We start from the raw sequence: 15,729 nt of genomic DNA, 5'->3' as shown, positions 1-15,729 counted from the left end.
CGAACACCCCGCCGCCCCCCGCCCACCCCACCGCACCCGTGTCGGCTGGTTCTGCCCCCCGCCCTCGCCTTGGCGGCGCGTCATGCCGCGCCGACTCGGCGAGGTCGACCGTGACGCGGATCACAACCGTTCGTTGAAGCGGTCATGCGCCCGTTCCTGCTGAGTCTTCTCGCTGCTGTCGCACTCGTCCTGGCCCCGATCTCCGCCCCCGCCGCGGCGGGGCCGAGCCGGACCGGGATCCCGCTGCCGGGATCGCCCTACGGCGAACCTGCCGGGTCCAACGACTGGGCGTGCGTGCCGTCGGCACAGCGCCCGACGCCGGTGATCCTGGTGCACGGCACCTTCGGCGACCGCCGCTCGCTGCTGGACCCGATCTCGCTGGCGATGAAGCGGGCCGGGTTCTGCGTCTACTCGCTCGACTACGGCAACCGTGCGACCGGCGACATCCGCGAATCGGCCGCTCACCTGGGTGAGTTCATCGAGCGCGTACGCGAGGTCACCGACGCCGACCGGGTCTCCCTCGTCGGTCATTCCCAGGGCGGCATGATGCCGCGCTACTACATCAAGAACCTCGGTGGCGCCGCCTACGTCGAGGATCTCGTCGGCCTCGCCCCCTCCAACCACGGCACCTCGATCATCCTGGACGAGGGTGCCACCGAGGCGACCGGGCTCTGCCGGTCGTGTGCCCAGCAGGCCGCCGGCTCGCAGTTCCTCGCCGACCTGAACGCCGGCGACGAGACCCCGGGCGAGGTCTCCTACACCCAGATCATCACCGCTACCGATGAGGTCGTCGTCCCTGCCACCTCCGGCTTCCTCGCCGAAGGCCCGAACACCACCAACGTACGCATCCAGGACGCTTGCGCCCTCGATCTCTCCGACCACCTGCTCATCCCGATGAGCACCTCCGCCATCGCGCTCACCCTGGACGCCCTGACCCACAAAGGCCCCGCCTCCCCGGACCTGAAGACCTGCTGACCGTCGGGCGTCCTACGGTTCATCCATGCATCTGGATCTGGTGACGATCGTCGTACCCGACTACGACGAGGCGGTGGGGTTCTTCGGTGACGTGCTCGGCTTCGAGGTCGTCGAGGACGTGCCCGCGACCACGAACGACGGTCGCCCGAAGCGATGGGTGGTCGTACGCCCGCCTGGCGGTGGCACCGGCTTTCTGCTCGCCCGGGCCGACGGCCCGCGGCGGGCCGCCAGGGTCGGTGACCAGACCGGCGGCCGGGTGACGTACTTCCTGCGCGTGGACGACTTCGGTGCTGCGTACGAGAGGCTGGTCGGCGCCGGGATCGAGCTGGTCGGACCGGTGCGCGAGGAGCCCTACGGCACGCTTCAGGTCTTCCGCGATCCCTTCGGAAACCTGTGGGACCTGCTGGCGGGCTGACTCCCTACGATGTCGGCGAGGAGTAGTAGCGGCAACGGTGGTGCTCGGTGAAGCCGAGGCCCTCGTAGAGCGCGAGGCCGGGGGCGTTGTTGGTCTCCACGTGCAGCCAGGCGGCGCGGGCGCCGCGCTCGGCGCCCCACTCGAGCAGGGTGGCGAGGGCCTTCGTGGCGAGGCCCTGGCGGCGGTGTGACTCGGCGACCTCGAGGTCGTGGATGGCCAACCAGTCGCGCTCCATCGTGCCCATGATCCGGGCGGTGTCGCCGAGGGTGATCAGCACCTGGGCGTCGTTCTTCTGGACCTCGACGCGGGCCTCCTCGACGGGCGGAGGCAGGATGCGGCGCGTGGCGGCGAGCCCGGCGAGCCGGAACTCGACGGTCACGTCCTCGACCCAGCCGCGCGCGACCACGGCCTCCTCGGCCGCGGAGCCGACCTCGATCTTCACCCGGGGGTGCTTGTGCCGGCTCCGGTAGAAGGCCTCGACCCGGTCGACGGCCGTGTCCAGGTCGACGCCCGGGTCGCCGATCGCCAGCGCCGAGTTGGGCCGGCGACGTACCGAGACCTCGTGGTCGAAGAGCACCCACTCGCACAACGGCTCCGAGGTGGTGCCGGGGAAGATCGCGGCGCTGAGCAGCTCGGCCTCGCGTACCCCGATCCGCAGACGTACGTTGGGCCGCGGCGGCACCGGTTTGCCGGAGACGATCTCGGCGACGGGCACGCTCACCCGCTCCCCGGACTCACGCTCGATGACCGCGGTGCCGTCGGCCCAGGACGTACAGACTCCGAGGATGTCGGTGAAGGCGGGACCGCCGGTGGGGCCGGTCTCGCCCGGGACGAGGCGGCGGATGACGATCCGCTGGCCGACGACATGTGGTCCCAGGAGATGAGCAGGCACGTGGGGATACTAGGCTGTCCTCTGAAGGGCCAGTCGTGCCCCTCTGACTTTCGTGATACCCCGCTTGGAGGAGCCCCGAATGACGTACGTCATCGCCCAGCCCTGTGTTGACGTGAAGGACAAGGCTTGCGTCGACGAATGTCCGGTGGACTGCATCTACGAGGGCAAGCGGATGCTCTACATCCACCCCGACGAGTGTGTCGACTGCGGCGCCTGCGAGCCGGTGTGCCCGCCCGAGGCGATCTTCTACGAGGACGACACCCCCGAGGAGTGGAAGGAGTACTACGACGCCAACGTCAAGTTCTTCGACGACCTCGGTTCGCCCGGTGGTGCCGCCCGCATGGGTGAGATCGACAAGGACCACCCGTTCGTTGCCGCGCTGCCCCCGCAGAACCAGGACTGATGCCCGCCTCGATGTCGGCCTCGATCCCGGTCTCGCAGCGGCTGCCTGACTTCCCCTGGGACAAGCTCGCTCCGTTCAAGGAGAAGGCGTCGACGCACGTCGGCGGGCTGGTCGACCTCTCGATCGGCACCCCGGTCGACCCGACGCCCGCAGTGATCCAGAAGGCTCTCGCCGAGGCGGCCGACTCCCCGGGCTACCCGACCACGATCGGTACGCCGGCGGTGCGTCAGGCCGCGATCGACTGGCTCTCCCGCAACCACGGGGTCTCGGGTCTGGGGCTGGACAACGTGCTGCCGGTGATCGGCTCCAAGGAGCTGATCGGCTCGCTGCCACTGCACCTCGGCGTCGGCCAGGGTGACCTGATCGCCTACCCGGAGCTGGCCTACCCGACGTACGAGGTCTCGGCGGCGCTCGTCGGCGCCGACACCGTCGCCACCGACTCGCTGGTCGCGCTGGGCCCGAAGGCGCCTCGCATCCTGTGGATCAACTCGCCCTCCAACCCGTCGGGTCGCGTGCTTCCGGTGGAGCACCTGCGCAAGACGGTCGAGTGGGCGCGCGAGCGCGGCACGCTGCTGATCTCCGACGAGTGCTACATCGAGTGCGCCTGGGAGGCTGCACCGGTCTCGATCCTGCACCCGGACGTGTGTGGTGGCTCGTTCGACGGTCTTCTTGCCGTCCACTCGCTCTCGAAGCGCTCCAATCTCGCCGGCTACCGCGAGGCCTTCGTCGCCGGTGACGCCTCGGTCCTCGGCGAGCTCCTCGAGGTCCGCAAGAACCTCGGCCTGATGATGCCCGGCCCGCAGCAGGTCGCCATGGTGACCGCGCTCGGTGATGACCAGCACGCCAAGGAGCAGCACGCCCGCTATGCCGCGCGGCGCGCCAAGCTCAAGACGGCGCTGGAGTCGGCCGGCTTCCGCATCGACCACTCCGAGGCATCGCTCTATCTGTGGTCGACCCGTGACGAGGACTGCTGGGCCACCGTCGAATGGCTCGCCGAGCGCGGCATCCTCGCCGCTCCGGGCACCTTCTACGGGCGCGCCGGCAGCCAGCACGTACGCATCGCCTTCACCGCCACCGACGAACGCGTCGACGCGGCCGTCGCCCGCCTGGCCGGCTGACCGGCCAGCCGGGCGGGGTTTGCCCCATACGTGAAGATTGGTGGCGTGAGCGCACAGCCGGGGACCCCGACGGGCCCGCCGACCATCCCGCCCCCGGGTCCGCGGCCTCCCGCCTCAGGCCCTCCGGGGCCGAGGCTCCCGGAGCCGGCGCGCGAGGCCCTGCGGAAGTCGGCGCGGGAGGCTCGCAAGCAGCTGCGGCCGGTGCGCAAGCACCTCATCGTCCTCGGCGTCGTGATCGCCGTCGCCCTGGTCTTCGCCGGCCTGCGGCTCCTCGGCGTCGGGGTCAGCGGCATCCCGGTCCTGTCCCGAGAGGCCTGCACCGTCACCTCCGAGGGCGAGACCTACGATCTCTCCACCGAGCAGGCCGAACGTGCCTCGGCGATCGCCGCCCAAGCCGTACGTCGCGGCCTCCCCGCCCGCGCAGCCTCCGTCGTCCTGGCGGTCGAGATCGCCGACCACTCGCTCGAACGGGACGCGGCGAAGGCAGCCGGCCTCTACGACCGGCTCTCCGGGGTCGCCGACTATCGCCAGCAGTCCGTCCCGGGCGTTGCCCAGCAGATCACCGACGGCTCGCGTGACGGCTACCGTGACGCCGAGCCCGAGGCGCGAGCACTGGCCTCGGCACTGACCGGCAACACCCCCGAGGCGTTCTCGTGCGTCGTCAAGGGCGGTGCCGAGGAGGTCTCGGACCAGCTCAGCGGCGCCGGACTCACCTCGCGTGCGGAGGCGGTGCGCGATGACGTACGCACGGTGTATGGGGACATCCCCGACGGCGGCTTCCAGCCCGGCGGGGTGACCACCGGCCACATGGTCGGCTCTGCCCACTACGAGGGCCGCGCCGTCGACTACTTCTTCCGCCCCATCAACGCCCGCAACAACATCAAGGGCTGGTCCCTGGCGCAGTATCTCGTCGCCAACGCCGACCGCCTCGACATCACCACCGTCATCTTCGACGACCGCATCTGGACCAAGCTCCGCTCCGGCGCCGGCTGGCGCGACTACGACGTCCCGCCCCGCGGCGGCGACCAGGCCATCCTCGAGCACCGCGACCACGTACACGTCGACGTCGCCGACTGACCACCCCCAGGCCGAGTCCGCACTTATGGCGGGCCGAATCCTCACTTAGGGGCGACGAAACTCTACTTTCGTCGTCCACAACTCACTTCTCGCCGTCCACAACTACCGATTCGGCTGAGGTGGGTCAGGCGAGGGTGACGACGATGCGGTCGGCGGTGACCTCGGGGGTCTCGGCCCACTCCTCGTCCTTGCCGGCGGACCAGGTGCGGCCGTCGTAGGCGATGGAGGTGGCGCCGAACTCGCTGGCCCGGGCGAGTACGTAGTGGGCGACGGCCCAGCCGTTGCGCTGGCCGGTCTCGCCGGCGTCGACAGGGACGACCACGGTGGTGCCCTCGACCCGGGCGCGGCCGACCATCTGGCCGAGCAGCTGGTTGATCTCGGACTTGGTCGCCCGGGGCTTGCCGGAGCCGGACTCGGGCTCGTCGATCCGGCAGGTCAGTGCGGCGGGGGAGTAGCCGCTGATCGCGGAGGCGATGGCGCGGCCCTCGCCCTCGTGGTCGGCGTACGCCTCGGGGTAGGCCGAGCGCTGCACCTCCTGCGCCGCCTCAGTGACCACCATGTCCTCGTAGCCGTCGATCTTCACCAGCGCGTCGTAGAACTTGTTGGTGGCGTAGACGGGGTCCTGGACCTGCTCCTCGGTGCCCCAGCCCATCGACGGGCGCTGCTGGAAGAGGCCGAGCGAGTCCCGGTCACCGTGGCTGATGTTGTAGAGCTTCGACTCCTGGATCGCGGTCGCGATCGCGATGGTGGCGGCTCGCGCGGGCAGGCCGCGCTTGAGCCCGAGCGCCGTGATCACGGCGGCGTTGCCCATCTGCTCGGGGTCGAAGCGCGCCTCGTACTCGCCTGCGACCGCCGTGCACTGCTGCAGGTCGGGCAGGATCGAGTCCAGCTTGTGCGTGGCGGCCTGGACGACCCAGTAGATGCCGCCGGCGATCACGCTGAGCACCACCAGGGCGGTGAGAAGCTTCTTCAACTCAGCACTCTGCTCTTCGGTGAGAGTCAGTTGGCGTGGAGGGCGGCGTTGAGCTCGATGCCCTCGCCCTTCCACGGAACGGCCTCGATGGCGCCGCTGACCGAGTTCCGGCGGAAGAGGATGTTGGAGGCGCCGGAGAGCTCGCCGGCCTTCGTCACGGTGCCGTCGGGGAGCGTCACCTTCGTCCCGTACGTCACGTAGCAACCGGCCTCGACGACCGCGTCGTCACCCAGGGAGATGCCGATACCGGAGTTGGCACCGAGCAGGCAGCGCTGGCCGATGGAGATGACCGCCTTGCCGCCACCGGAGAGGGTGCCCATGATCGAGGCGCCGCCGCCGACGTCGGAGCCGTCGCCGACGACGACACCGCCGGAGATCCGGCCCTCGACCATCGAGGCGCCGAGGGTGCCGGCGTTGAAGTTGACGAAGCCCTCGTGCATCACGGTGGTGCCGGCGGCCAGGTGGGCGCCGAGGCGGACGCGGTCGGCGTCGCCGATGCGGATCCCCGACGGCACGACGTAGTCGACCATCCGCGGGAACTTGTCCACGCCGTAGACGGTCACGTGCTGACCGGCAGCGCGCAGCCGGGCGCGGGTGAGCTCGAAGCCCTCGACGGCGCACGGTCCGGCGCTGGTCCACACCACGTTGGTGAGCAGGCCGAAGATGCCATCGAGGTTCTGCCCGTGCGGCTGCACGAGGCGGTGGGAGAGGAGGTGGAGCCGCAGCCAGACGTCCTCGGTGGTCACGGGCGCGGTGTCGAGGTCCTTGACCTCGACGAGCGCGACCTTCGTGGTCACCTGACGCACCTCGTCGGCGCCCTCGAGCGCGGTCAGCTCGGCCGGCGCGGTCGCGTCGGCGGGCTTGTCGCCCAGCTGCGGCGCGGGGAACCACACGTCCAGAACAGAGTTGTCGGCGGCGTACGTCACGAGGCCGAAGGCCCAAGCTGCATTCGTCACGGGGCGCAGTCTAGTGGCCGAGCCTGAGTGGTCCCTTATCGACAGTCTCGACGTGCGAACATGAGTGGGTGAGCAAGAAGAGCGAGCCGCCGACGCCCCGTCTGATCCAGGCCGAGGACGGCACCTGGACCCTGGAGATCCCCGGCGTGGCGACCAGCAAGGGTCACCCGGCGCCGGAGTGGGCGATGGCCAAGGGCGTCGAGGTCGTCCGCCGCGCCGCCTCCGACATCGTCCGCAGCTGGATCAACGGCAAGCCGGTGAGCGACGCCGAGAAGCAGGTGGTCCTGCTCGTCACCCGAGGTGACTCGCAGGTATACGCCTGGCTCGACGCCGCCTTCGCCGACGACAGCGCCCGCTAGGTAGGCCGCTAGCAGCAGCGGGCCTGCGGGTTGTGCTCCTTCTCGTCGGCCCGGTGACGCTCGAACGCGCGCCGGCTCATCGGCTCGACGCCCTCGCGCTCGCACCGAGCCACGTACTCGTCCCACTTCGCCTCCCCGGTCGCCTGGCGGAGCAACCGCCAGGCGCCGGAGACACGCTCGGCGAGCAGACTCATGAGACCGGCGCCTTCCGGGAGGCCTCCCACTCGCGTACGGCTTCCTTCTCCTCCTTCGTCGCGAAGAAGTCGGAGGGCGCGACGATCTTCGACTCGACCTTCGGAACCTCGGTGGTCGGCAGTCCGCCGGCGCGGATCGCCTTGACCACGGTCACCGCGGCACCGGCGACGATCACGATCACCAGCAGCGCGAACGCCGCCTGCAGGATGCCGCTCTGGGTCGAGTTGTAGATGATCTGGTCGACGTCCGCGGGGGTCTTCGCAACCCCGTAGAGCTCACCGGCGTCGCGTGCCTCGCGTGCGGCCGAGGCCTGGGCGAAGTAGCCGATCGCGGGGTTGTCGCTGAACACCTTCTGCCAGCTCGCCGTCATGGTGACGATGAGGTCCCAGACCAGCGGAATGCCGGGCACCCAGGCGAACTTGGCCAGACCGTGCTTGAACATCAGCACCGTGGCCAGGGTCAGGGCGATCGCGGCGAGCAGCTGGTTGGCGATGCCGAAGAGCGGGAACAGCTGGTTGATCCCGCCGAGTGGGTCACCGACGCCGATCCAGAGCATGTAGCCCCAGGCCAGTACGACCAGCGCGGAGGCCGACCAGGCCGCCGGGCGCCAGGAGGTGTCGGCGTAGCGCTTCCAGACGTTGCCGATCGTGTCCTGCAGCATGAACCGGCCTACGCGGGTGCCGGCGTCGACGGCGGTCAGGATGAAGAGCGCCTCGAACATGATCGCGAAGTGGTACCAGAAGGCGGTCAGGCCGCCACCGAAAGCCTCGCTGAAGATCAGCGACATCCCGAACGCCAGGGTCGGGGCGCCACCGGTGCGGGAGATGATCGTCTCCTCCACGCTGGCCGCGGCCGCCTCGAGGTCGGCCGGGGTGATCGAGAAGCCGAGCCCGTTGACGAAGGCGGCCGCGGTCTCCGGGGTGCCGCCGGTCGCGCCGGCGGCGGCGTTCATCGAGAAGTAGATGCCCTGGTCGATGACCGACGCCGCGATGAGGGCCGAGATCGCCACGAACGACTCCATCAGCATGCCGCCGTAGCCGATCATCCGGACCTGGCTCTCCTTGGCCACCATCTTCGGCGTGGTGCCGGAGGCGATGAGCGCGTGGAAGCCGGAGAGGGCGCCGCAGGCGATGGTGATGAAGACGAACGGGAACAGCTTGCCGGCGAAGACCGGACCCTCGCCGTTGGTGGCGAAGTCGGTGACGGCCTCGTTCTGCAGCGCCGGGGCCGCGAGGACCAGGCCTACGGCCAGCAGCACGATGACGCCCACCTTCATGAAGGTGGAGAGGTAGTCACGCGGGGTGAGCAGCATCCACACCGGGAGGATCGAGGCGACGAAGCCGTAGACGACCAGGCAGACCACCAGGGTCTCGTGGGAGAGGGTGAGGGCGTCGGCCAGGCCCATCTCGTCGACGTACCCACCACCGATGATGGCCAGCAGCAGCAGGGCGACGCCGATGACGGTCACCTCGCTGACGCGGCCGGGGCGCAGATAACGCAGGTAGAAGCCCATGAAGAGCGCGATCGGGATGGTGAGGCCGATCGAGAAGACACCCCACGGCGACTCCGCGAGCGCATTGACGACGACCAGCGCGAGCACCGCCAGGATGATGATCATGATCGCGAAGACTGCGATCAGCGCGGCCACGCCGGCGACGGTGCCGATCTCCTCACGCACCATCTGGCCGAGGCTCTTGCCGTCGCGGCGCATCGAGAAGAACATCACGACCATGTCCTGCACGGCACCGGCGAAGATGACGCCGACGATGATCCAGATCGTGCCCGGCAGATAACCCATCTGCGCTGCCAGCACCGGGCCGACCAGCGGACCGGCGCCGGCGATCGCGGCGAAGTGGTGACCGAAGAGCACTCGCCGGTCGGTGACGTCGAAGTCCTGGCCGTTCTCCAGCCGCTCGGCCGGGGTGGCTCGGGTGTCATCGACCTTCAGCACCTTGTCGGCGATGAACTTCGAGTAGAACCGGTAGGCGATCGCGTACGAGGCCAGCGCGGCGAACAGGATCCACAGCGCCGAGACCTCCTCGCCTCGGGACAGGGCCAGCATGGCCCAGCAGACGGCGCCGACGACAGCGACGGCGGTCCAGATGACGATGGACTTGAGGTTGGGTCCGGACCGTGGGCCCGAGCCGGTGGGGTTGGCGGTCGACGTCGACATGGTCTCCCTCTGATTCAGCGCGGTACGGTCGTTGTGACCGCTGTCTCAGCCTAGTCTCAGGAAACCGTCGTTTCGACGGCCGGTCGGGCTACTGTCCGGTACGCCAGTCGATGACCTCGCGCAGCAGGTCTGCGTGACCTGCGTGGCGGGCGTACTCCTCGATCATGTGGACCAGGATGTCGCGGATGCTGGCCTGCTCGTCGCCGGTGTCGCGCAGCTCGCCGAGCACGCTGTCGTCGATCGAGTCGAGCCACTCGTCGGCGAGGATGACCTGCTCGTGCCAGCTCGCGAACGCCTCCTCAACCGACTCCTTGGTGGGCTCGACCTTGTGGAAGCCGCCGGTGGGATCGTCAGCGTCGAGGCGGGGGATGTCGAGATTCTCCTTCAGCACCCGCTCGAACCAGCCGTGCTCGACCCGCGCCATGTGCCGGATCAGCCCGATCAGGCTGAGGTCGCTCGGCGGCACGCTCTGCTTGGCCAGGTCCTCCGGTCCGAGGTCCTGGCACTTGAGCTCGAGGGTGAGCCGGTAGTGGCGCAGGTAGTCGCGATAGGTCGCCAGCTCGCCGACGGGCTGCTCCTTGTCGAGGCGTGGGTCCTCGCCCTCGGGAAGCCAGATTCCGCCGAAACCCACCTGTCGCTGATCGCTGCTCATGGGTTCACCCTCGCGGAACGAGCGCCTTTCGGCCAGCGATTTCAGCCGGTGAAGCTGGGCGGCCGCTTCTCCAGGAACGCGTTGATGCCTTCGCGGCCCGAGGCCGAGCCACCGAGTGTGGAGATGGACTGCGCCTCTCGGCGCAGCGCCGATTCGGGGTTGGGCTCGGCGACATCGCGGATCAGGTGCTTGGTGCTCGCCAGCGCCTCGGGGGAGCCGGCGAGGAGGGTCGCGACGACCTCGTCCACCGTGGCGGCGAGGTCATCGGCCGGTACGACTCGGGCGACCAGTCCGGCCTCGAGAGCCTCGGTCGCGGAAAGCATGTCGCCCAGCAGGGTCAGCCGGAGGACCCGGTGCAGGCCCAGGGTGTGCACGAGCAGAGAGCCGCCGCCGTCGACCGAGAGCCCGACCTTGGCGTAGGCGAGGCTGAACTTCGCCCTGTCGGCGGCGATCACGATGTCGGCCGCCGCGGCCAAGGGGAAGCCGACCCCCGCCGCGACGCCCTGGACCGCGCTGACCACGATCGCGTCGCAGCGGACGAGCTCGGTGATGATCCGGTTGGCGCCCTCGGCGAGCTCAAGGATGAACGGCCCGAGGTCCTCGGCCTCTGCGAACCCGGCAAGGTCACCACCGACGGAGAAGTACTTCCCCTCCGCCGCCAGCACGATCACCCGCGCGGAGTCGGCCTTGGCCCGCAGGATCGCCGCCAGCATCGCCGCCCCCGCCTCGGGCTTGAACACGTTGCCCCGGTCAGGGTTGGTCATCGTGATGCGGGCGCAACCGTCGGCGTACTCGTAGCGAATCAGGCTCATGCGCGCATCCTGCCAGGTGGGTCCCATGGTGCGTCACGGTTCCGGCGGCCTGTGTGCAGATACCGTGTGAGCGTGATCGAGGTCAGCCGGGTGCAGGTGGAGGAGACGTATCCGTTGCGGGCGAAGGTGCTGCGCAACGGCGGGCCGCCGGAGGCGGCGAGGCTGGCGGGGGATGACCTCCCGGAGGTTGCGACGTACGCCGCGCGCGATGCGGACGGTCGGTTGATCGGGTGTGTCGGCCTCTTCCCAGAAGCATGCCCTGACCTGCCCGAACACCCCGGGAAGGGATGGCGGATCCGGGGGATGGCGACCGAGGACGGGTGGCGCGGGAAGGGTGTGGGGGCGCAGGTGCTGGAGGCGGCGTTGGAGCACGTGGCCGAGCGCGGTGGCGGGCTGGTGTGGTGCAACGCGCGTACGCCGGCCCGGAGGTTCTACGAGCGCGCCGGGTTCGAGGTGATCGGTGAGCCGTGGGACGACCCGGAGATCGGTCCGCACGTGCGGATGTGGCGCCGGGCCTGATTCGGGTTCGCGCGGCGGGCTCCGGGCGGCGTACTCTCTTCTTTACAGGCGTTCGAGCCGTCATCAGCGGCGAGCCCCGGGAAGAAAGCCTTCACGGCAAGTAGAACCCGGCGGGAGTGGCCCGTCACAGCCGTAACGAAGTGGTCCGGCAGGACAAGCAGGGTGGTACCGCGGTCGAAAGATCGTCCCTGTGGTGCAGACAAACCCACTACCACCCAGCAGGAGATGCCGCCGATGGCCTATCCGAAGGTCACCTCAGCCGACAAGAGTGCCGTCCCGGCCAGCCCACGCTTCCCGGAGATCGAGACCCAGATTCTCGACTACTGGAAGAAGGACGGGACGTTCCAGGCGAGCATCGACAACCGTGATGCCGGCGAGAACGGCGAGAACGAGTTCGTCTTCTACGACGGCCCGCCGTTCGCCAACGGCCTGCCGCACTACGGCCACCTGCTGACCGGCTACGTCAAGGACATCGTCCCGCGCTACCAGACCATGCGCGGTAAGCGCGTCGAGCGACGCTTCGGCTGGGACACCCACGGCCTGCCCGCGGAGCTCGAGGCGATGCGCCAGCTCGGCCTGAAGACGACCGACGAGATCGTCGAGATGGGCATCGACAAGTTCAACGCGGCCAGCCGCGCCTCGGTACTGAAGTACACCGGCGAGTGGCGCGACTACGTCACCCGTCAGGCGCGCTGGGTGGACTTCGACAACGACTACAAGACCCTCAACCCCGACTACATGGAGTCGGTCATCTGGGCGTTCAAGACGCTCTACGACAAGGGTCTGGTCTACGAGGGCTTCCGCGTCCTGCCCTACTGCTGGCAGGACGAGACGCCGCTGTCCAACCACGAGCTGCGGATGGACGACGACGTCTACAAGGACCGCCAGGACCCGGCTGTCACCGTGGGCTACGCGCTCGACGCCACGGGTGAGGACGAGGTCCTCGACGGCGCCCACATCCTGATCTGGACCACCACGCCGTGGACCCTGCCGTCCAACCTGGCGGTGATGGTCGGCTCCGACATCGACTACGTCGTCGTCGAGGGCCCGGTCCCGGGCACCGACCAGGTGGCCAAGTACGTCCTCGCGGAAGCTCGGCTCGAGGCGTACAAGAAGGAGCTCTTCCCTGAGGCCGACGAAGCGACGGTCCTGGGCCGCTACAAGGGTGCTGAGCTGCTCGGCCGCACCTACACCCCGCCGTTCTCCTACTACGCCGGGCACACCAACGCGTTCCGGGTCGTGGCCGCCGACGACGCCGTCACCACCACGGACGGCACCGGGGTCGTCCACACCGCCGGCGCGTTCGGTGAGGTCGACAAGGAGGTGACCGACCGCGAGAACATCGAGGCGGTCATGCCGGTCGGCAAGGACGGGCGCTTCACCGCGCCGGTGGTCGACTACGCCGGTGTCCAGGTCTTCGACGCCAACCTGCAGATCATTGACCACCTCAAGGCGGTCACCCGCGGCGAGGCCGGGGGATCGGTGACCCCAGGCACGATCCTGCTGCGCCGCGAGTCCTACAACCACTCCTACCCGCACTGCTGGCGCTGCCGCCAGCCGCTCATCTACAAGGGTGTGAGCAGCTGGTTCGTCGAGGTCACCAAGATCAAGGACCGGATGCTCGAGCTCAACCAGCAGATCCGCTGGGTCCCCGAGCACATCCAGGACGGCCAGTTCGGCAAGTGGCTGGAGAACGCCCGCGACTGGTCGATCACCCGCAACCGCTTCTGGGGCTCGCCGGTCCCGGTGTGGAAGTCCGACGACCCGGCCTACCCGCGCCTGGACGTCTACGGGAGCTTCGCGGAGCTCGAGCGCGACTTCGGCACCCTGCCGAAGGACGCCGCGGGCAACCCCGACCTGCACCGTCCGTACGTCGACGACCTGGTCCGCCCCAACCCGGACGACCCGACCGGCAAGTCGATGATGCGCCGGGTCTCCGACGTCCTCGACGTCTGGTTCGACTCGGGCTCGATGTCGTTCGCCCAGAACCACGTGCCGTTCGAGAACGAGGAGTGGTTCGCGCACCACTTCCCGGGCGACTTCATCGTGGAGTACATCGGCCAGACCCGCGGCTGGTTCTACACCCTGCACATCCTGGCGACCGCGCTCTTCGACCGGCCGGCGTTCCAGTCGTGCATCAGCCACGGCATCGTGCTCGGCTCGGACGGCCAGAAGATGTCCAAGAGCCTGCGCAACTACCCCGACGTCAACGAGGTCTTCGACCGCGACGGCGCCGATGCGATGCGCTGGTTCCTGATGTCGAGCCCGATCCTGCGCGGCGGCAACCTGGTCGTCACCGAGCAGGGCATCCGGGACTCCGTACGCCAGGTGATGATCCCGCTGTGGAACAGCTGGTACTTCTTCCAGCTCTATGCCAACGCGGCCAACGTGGAGACCACCGGCTCGACGACCTCCACGGACCCGCTGGACCGCTACGTCCTGGCCAAGCTGCGCGACTACGTCGGCGAGATGACCTCGGCGATGGACGACTACTACGTGGCCGAGGCGTGCGAGGCGACGCAGCGGTTCATCGACGTGCTCACGAACTGGTACATCCGCCGGTCGCGGGAGCGGTTCTGGAACGAGGACAAGGCCGCCTTCGACACCCTCTACACGGTGCTGGAGACGGTGACCCGCCTCGTCGCACCGCTGCTGCCGCTGACCGCCGAGGAGATCTGGCGCGGTCTGACCGGCGGCCGCTCGGTGCACCTGGCCGACTACCCGGTCGTCGAGTCCCTTCCTGCCGATGACGACCTGGTCGCCCGGATGGACGCGGTTCGCGCGGTCTGCTCCTCGACCTCCGCCCTGCGCAAGGCGCGCAAGCTTCGCAACCGGCTGCCGCTCGGCGGTCTGACGGTGGTCGGCGCGGACATCGCCGGCTTCGAGGAGATCGTCGCCGACGAGGTCAACGTCAAGTCCGTCCGGCTGCTCGCCGCCGACTCCGAGGAGGCACAGACGTTCGGCATCGAGCAGAAGCTCGCCGTCAACGCCCGCGCCGCCGGCCCGCGCCTCGGCAAGGACGTCCAGAAGGCGATCAAGGGCTCCAAGTCCGGTGACTGGTCGGTGTCCGAGTCCGGCGAGGTCGTGGCCGGTGGCCTGGCGCTGGTCGAGGGTGAATACACCCTGGAGACCGTCGCCGGCGCCGCCTCCGACGACATCGCCGTCACCATGTTGCCCGGTGGCTTCATCGTCCTCGACACGGTCGTCACCCCCGACCTCGCCGCCGAGGGCCTCGCCCGCGACATCATCCGGAAGGTCCAGCAGGCTCGCAAGGACTTTGGCCTCAACGTCGAGGACCGCATCACCCTGGAGTTGGCGGGCTTGGAGCCTGTACGCCAGGCAGCCCTCACCCACGGAGACATGATCGCTCGCGAAACATTGGCGACCAAGTACTCGGTCAGACCCTCGGTTCTCACCCCTGCCGAGGTCGAGGAAGCGAAGGTCATGACGGCACCTGGCATGGATTCAGGTGTTTCTGAAGATGACTCCATCCGCGCGTGGTCGACAGTCGGAGACGGCGAGGTCGTGTTGATCGTCGCGGACAAGGCGTAATCGTCGGGGTGAACCCTAGGAGGGTGAGTCACGCCGGGCGTGACTCACCCTCCTAGGGTTCCTCCATGTCGGAGACACTGGCCGATAGCACGTTTGAGGCGCTGGTGGGGGATGCACGTGGCCTGCCGTTCGAGGAGGCCAGTCTGGACGTGGCCCTGCTCCTCGGTCCGCTCTACCACCTGGCGGAGCGTGAGGGCCGGCTGCGGGCGCTCGGGGAGGCGACCCGGGTGGTGAAGCCGGGTGGGTGGGTCTTCGCCGCTGCGATCCCGAGACTGGCAAGACTTGCTGCGACGTCCGGTGGGTTCGGCGCGCCGCGAGGGTGGGAAGACCTGGTCGAGCATGGATCCTCGCCCGCGGTAGGACGATTCCCCGGCGGACATTTCCACACCAGTCGCGAACTGGCAGGGGAGTTGAGCGACGCGGGGTTGCCGGAGGTCGAGGTGGTGGGCGTTGAGGGGCCTGCCGGCTTGGCGTTGGAGCAGTTGGCCGAGGCCGATGAAGAGCTCCATCGGGCCGCGCTGACCGTGGCGCGTGCAGTGGGTGGGCAACCGGGCGTATAGGAGTTTGATTCGCCCTGGGTTTCGTTCCGACATCTTTGACAGGATTGGGAACGATGCCGAAGAAGTACTCCTCCGAGATGCGTGAGCGGGCGTTGCGG

16 protein-coding genes are annotated in these 15,729 nt (G+C 69.0%); 9 read left to right on the top strand and 7 right to left on the bottom strand.

All coding sequences use genetic code 11. The features are described 5' to 3' along the window. Positions 1 to 144 precede the first annotated feature (144 nt). Together ABZ796_RS26830 and ABZ796_RS26825 are read left to right on the top strand one after the other, a co-directional pair. Complete coding sequence (locus ABZ796_RS26830; protein ID WP_357341165.1) at positions 145 to 975, top strand: alpha/beta fold hydrolase; 831 nt, start codon at positions 145 to 147, stop codon at positions 973 to 975. 25 nt (positions 976 to 1,000) lie between these two features. Continuing rightward, complete coding sequence (locus tag ABZ796_RS26825) at positions 1,001 to 1,390, top strand: VOC family protein (RefSeq protein ID WP_357341163.1); 390 nt, start codon at positions 1,001 to 1,003, stop codon at positions 1,388 to 1,390. Positions 1,391 to 1,394: 4 nt separating this feature from the next. On the opposite strand, the gene ABZ796_RS26820 is transcribed toward ABZ796_RS26825, so the two are convergent. Then, positions 1,395 to 2,282 (bottom strand): GNAT family N-acetyltransferase, encoded by an 888-nt coding sequence (locus ABZ796_RS26820; RefSeq protein WP_357341161.1) that lies wholly within the window; start codon positions 2,280 to 2,282, stop codon positions 1,395 to 1,397. A gap of 79 nt (positions 2,283 to 2,361) precedes the next feature. Between ABZ796_RS26820 and fdxA the strand changes: the two genes are divergently transcribed. The 3 genes from fdxA to ABZ796_RS26805 are packed head-to-tail and all read left to right on the top strand — an operon-like array spanning position 2,362 to position 4,880. Next, complete coding sequence (fdxA, locus tag ABZ796_RS26815; RefSeq protein ID WP_008358813.1) at positions 2,362 to 2,685, top strand: ferredoxin; 324 nt, start codon at positions 2,362 to 2,364, stop codon at positions 2,683 to 2,685. Continuing rightward, on the top strand, positions 2,685 to 3,803 hold the full coding sequence (gene dapC, locus ABZ796_RS26810) for a succinyldiaminopimelate transaminase (protein WP_357341159.1): 1,119 nt from the start codon (positions 2,685 to 2,687) through the stop codon (positions 3,801 to 3,803). Before fdxA ends, dapC begins: the two co-directional genes overlap by 1 nt. A gap of 45 nt (positions 3,804 to 3,848) precedes the next feature. After that, positions 3,849 to 4,880 carry a hypothetical protein gene (locus tag ABZ796_RS26805; RefSeq protein WP_357341158.1) on the top strand — a complete coding sequence of 344 codons (1,032 nt, stop codon included), beginning with the start codon at positions 3,849 to 3,851 and terminating at the stop codon, positions 4,878 to 4,880. Positions 4,881 to 5,004: 124 nt separating this feature from the next. Here ABZ796_RS26805 and ABZ796_RS26800 read toward each other — a convergent pair whose 3' ends face one another. Together ABZ796_RS26800 and dapD are read right to left on the bottom strand one after the other, a co-directional pair. After that, positions 5,005 to 5,853, bottom strand: coding sequence for a hypothetical protein (locus ABZ796_RS26800; RefSeq protein WP_357341156.1), 849 nt, complete (start codon positions 5,851 to 5,853; stop codon positions 5,005 to 5,007). 26 nt (positions 5,854 to 5,879) lie between these two features. Continuing rightward, a complete protein-coding gene (gene dapD, locus ABZ796_RS26795) occupies positions 5,880 to 6,809 on the bottom strand; it encodes a 2,3,4,5-tetrahydropyridine-2,6-dicarboxylate N-succinyltransferase (RefSeq protein ID WP_357341154.1) in 930 nt (309 codons plus the stop codon). A gap of 68 nt (positions 6,810 to 6,877) precedes the next feature. On the opposite strand from dapD, the gene ABZ796_RS26790 reads away from it, so the two are divergent. Then, positions 6,878 to 7,168, top strand: a complete 291-nt coding sequence (locus tag ABZ796_RS26790; protein ID WP_357341152.1) for a hypothetical protein — start codon at positions 6,878 to 6,880, stop codon at positions 7,166 to 7,168. Positions 7,169 to 7,176: 8 nt separating this feature from the next. Here the strand turns inward: ABZ796_RS26790 and ABZ796_RS26785 are convergent, their stop codons facing one another. The 4 genes from ABZ796_RS26785 to ABZ796_RS26770 all read right to left on the bottom strand — a co-directional run bounded on the left by ABZ796_RS26785 (position 7,177) and on the right by ABZ796_RS26770 (position 11,000). Continuing rightward, the gene (locus tag ABZ796_RS26785; RefSeq protein WP_357341151.1) at positions 7,177 to 7,362 is read right to left on the bottom strand and encodes a YbdD/YjiX family protein; all 186 of its coding nucleotides are present in this window, start codon (positions 7,360 to 7,362) and stop codon (positions 7,177 to 7,179) included. Then, positions 7,359 to 9,536, bottom strand: coding sequence for a carbon starvation CstA family protein (locus ABZ796_RS26780; RefSeq protein ID WP_357341149.1), 2,178 nt, complete (start codon positions 9,534 to 9,536; stop codon positions 7,359 to 7,361). Before ABZ796_RS26780 ends, ABZ796_RS26785 begins: the two co-directional genes overlap by 4 nt. Positions 9,537 to 9,624: 88 nt before the next feature. Beyond that, entirely contained in the window at positions 9,625 to 10,188 is a 564-nt protein-coding gene (locus ABZ796_RS26775; RefSeq protein WP_357341148.1) for a DinB family protein, read from the bottom strand. A 41-nt stretch (positions 10,189 to 10,229) separates the two neighbouring features. Next, the gene (locus ABZ796_RS26770; protein WP_357341146.1) at positions 10,230 to 11,000 is read right to left on the bottom strand and encodes an enoyl-CoA hydratase-related protein; all 771 of its coding nucleotides are present in this window, start codon (positions 10,998 to 11,000) and stop codon (positions 10,230 to 10,232) included. Between the two features lie 72 nt (positions 11,001 to 11,072). On the opposite strand from ABZ796_RS26770, the gene ABZ796_RS26765 reads away from it, so the two are divergent. The 3 genes from ABZ796_RS26765 (at position 11,073) to ABZ796_RS26755 (ending at position 15,631) form a co-directional block, all read left to right on the top strand. Then, positions 11,073 to 11,519 (top strand): GNAT family N-acetyltransferase, encoded by a 447-nt coding sequence (locus ABZ796_RS26765; protein WP_357341144.1) that lies wholly within the window; start codon positions 11,073 to 11,075, stop codon positions 11,517 to 11,519. A 234-nt stretch (positions 11,520 to 11,753) separates the two neighbouring features. Then, positions 11,754 to 15,071 (top strand): isoleucine--tRNA ligase, encoded by a 3,318-nt coding sequence (gene ileS / locus ABZ796_RS26760; RefSeq protein WP_357341143.1) that lies wholly within the window; start codon positions 11,754 to 11,756, stop codon positions 15,069 to 15,071. Positions 15,072 to 15,136: 65 nt separating this feature from the next. Then, on the top strand, positions 15,137 to 15,631 hold the full coding sequence (locus tag ABZ796_RS26755) for a methyltransferase domain-containing protein (protein WP_357341141.1): 495 nt from the start codon (positions 15,137 to 15,139) through the stop codon (positions 15,629 to 15,631). Positions 15,632 to 15,729: the final 98 nt, after the last annotated feature.

It is taken from the genome of Nocardioides sp. NPDC047086 (assembly GCF_040643685.1).
GTDB lineage: Bacteria > Actinomycetota > Actinomycetes > Propionibacteriales > Nocardioidaceae > Nocardioides.
Note: the sequence above shows the minus strand (reverse complement) of the source record. Positions and strands in the feature narration are given on the sequence as shown.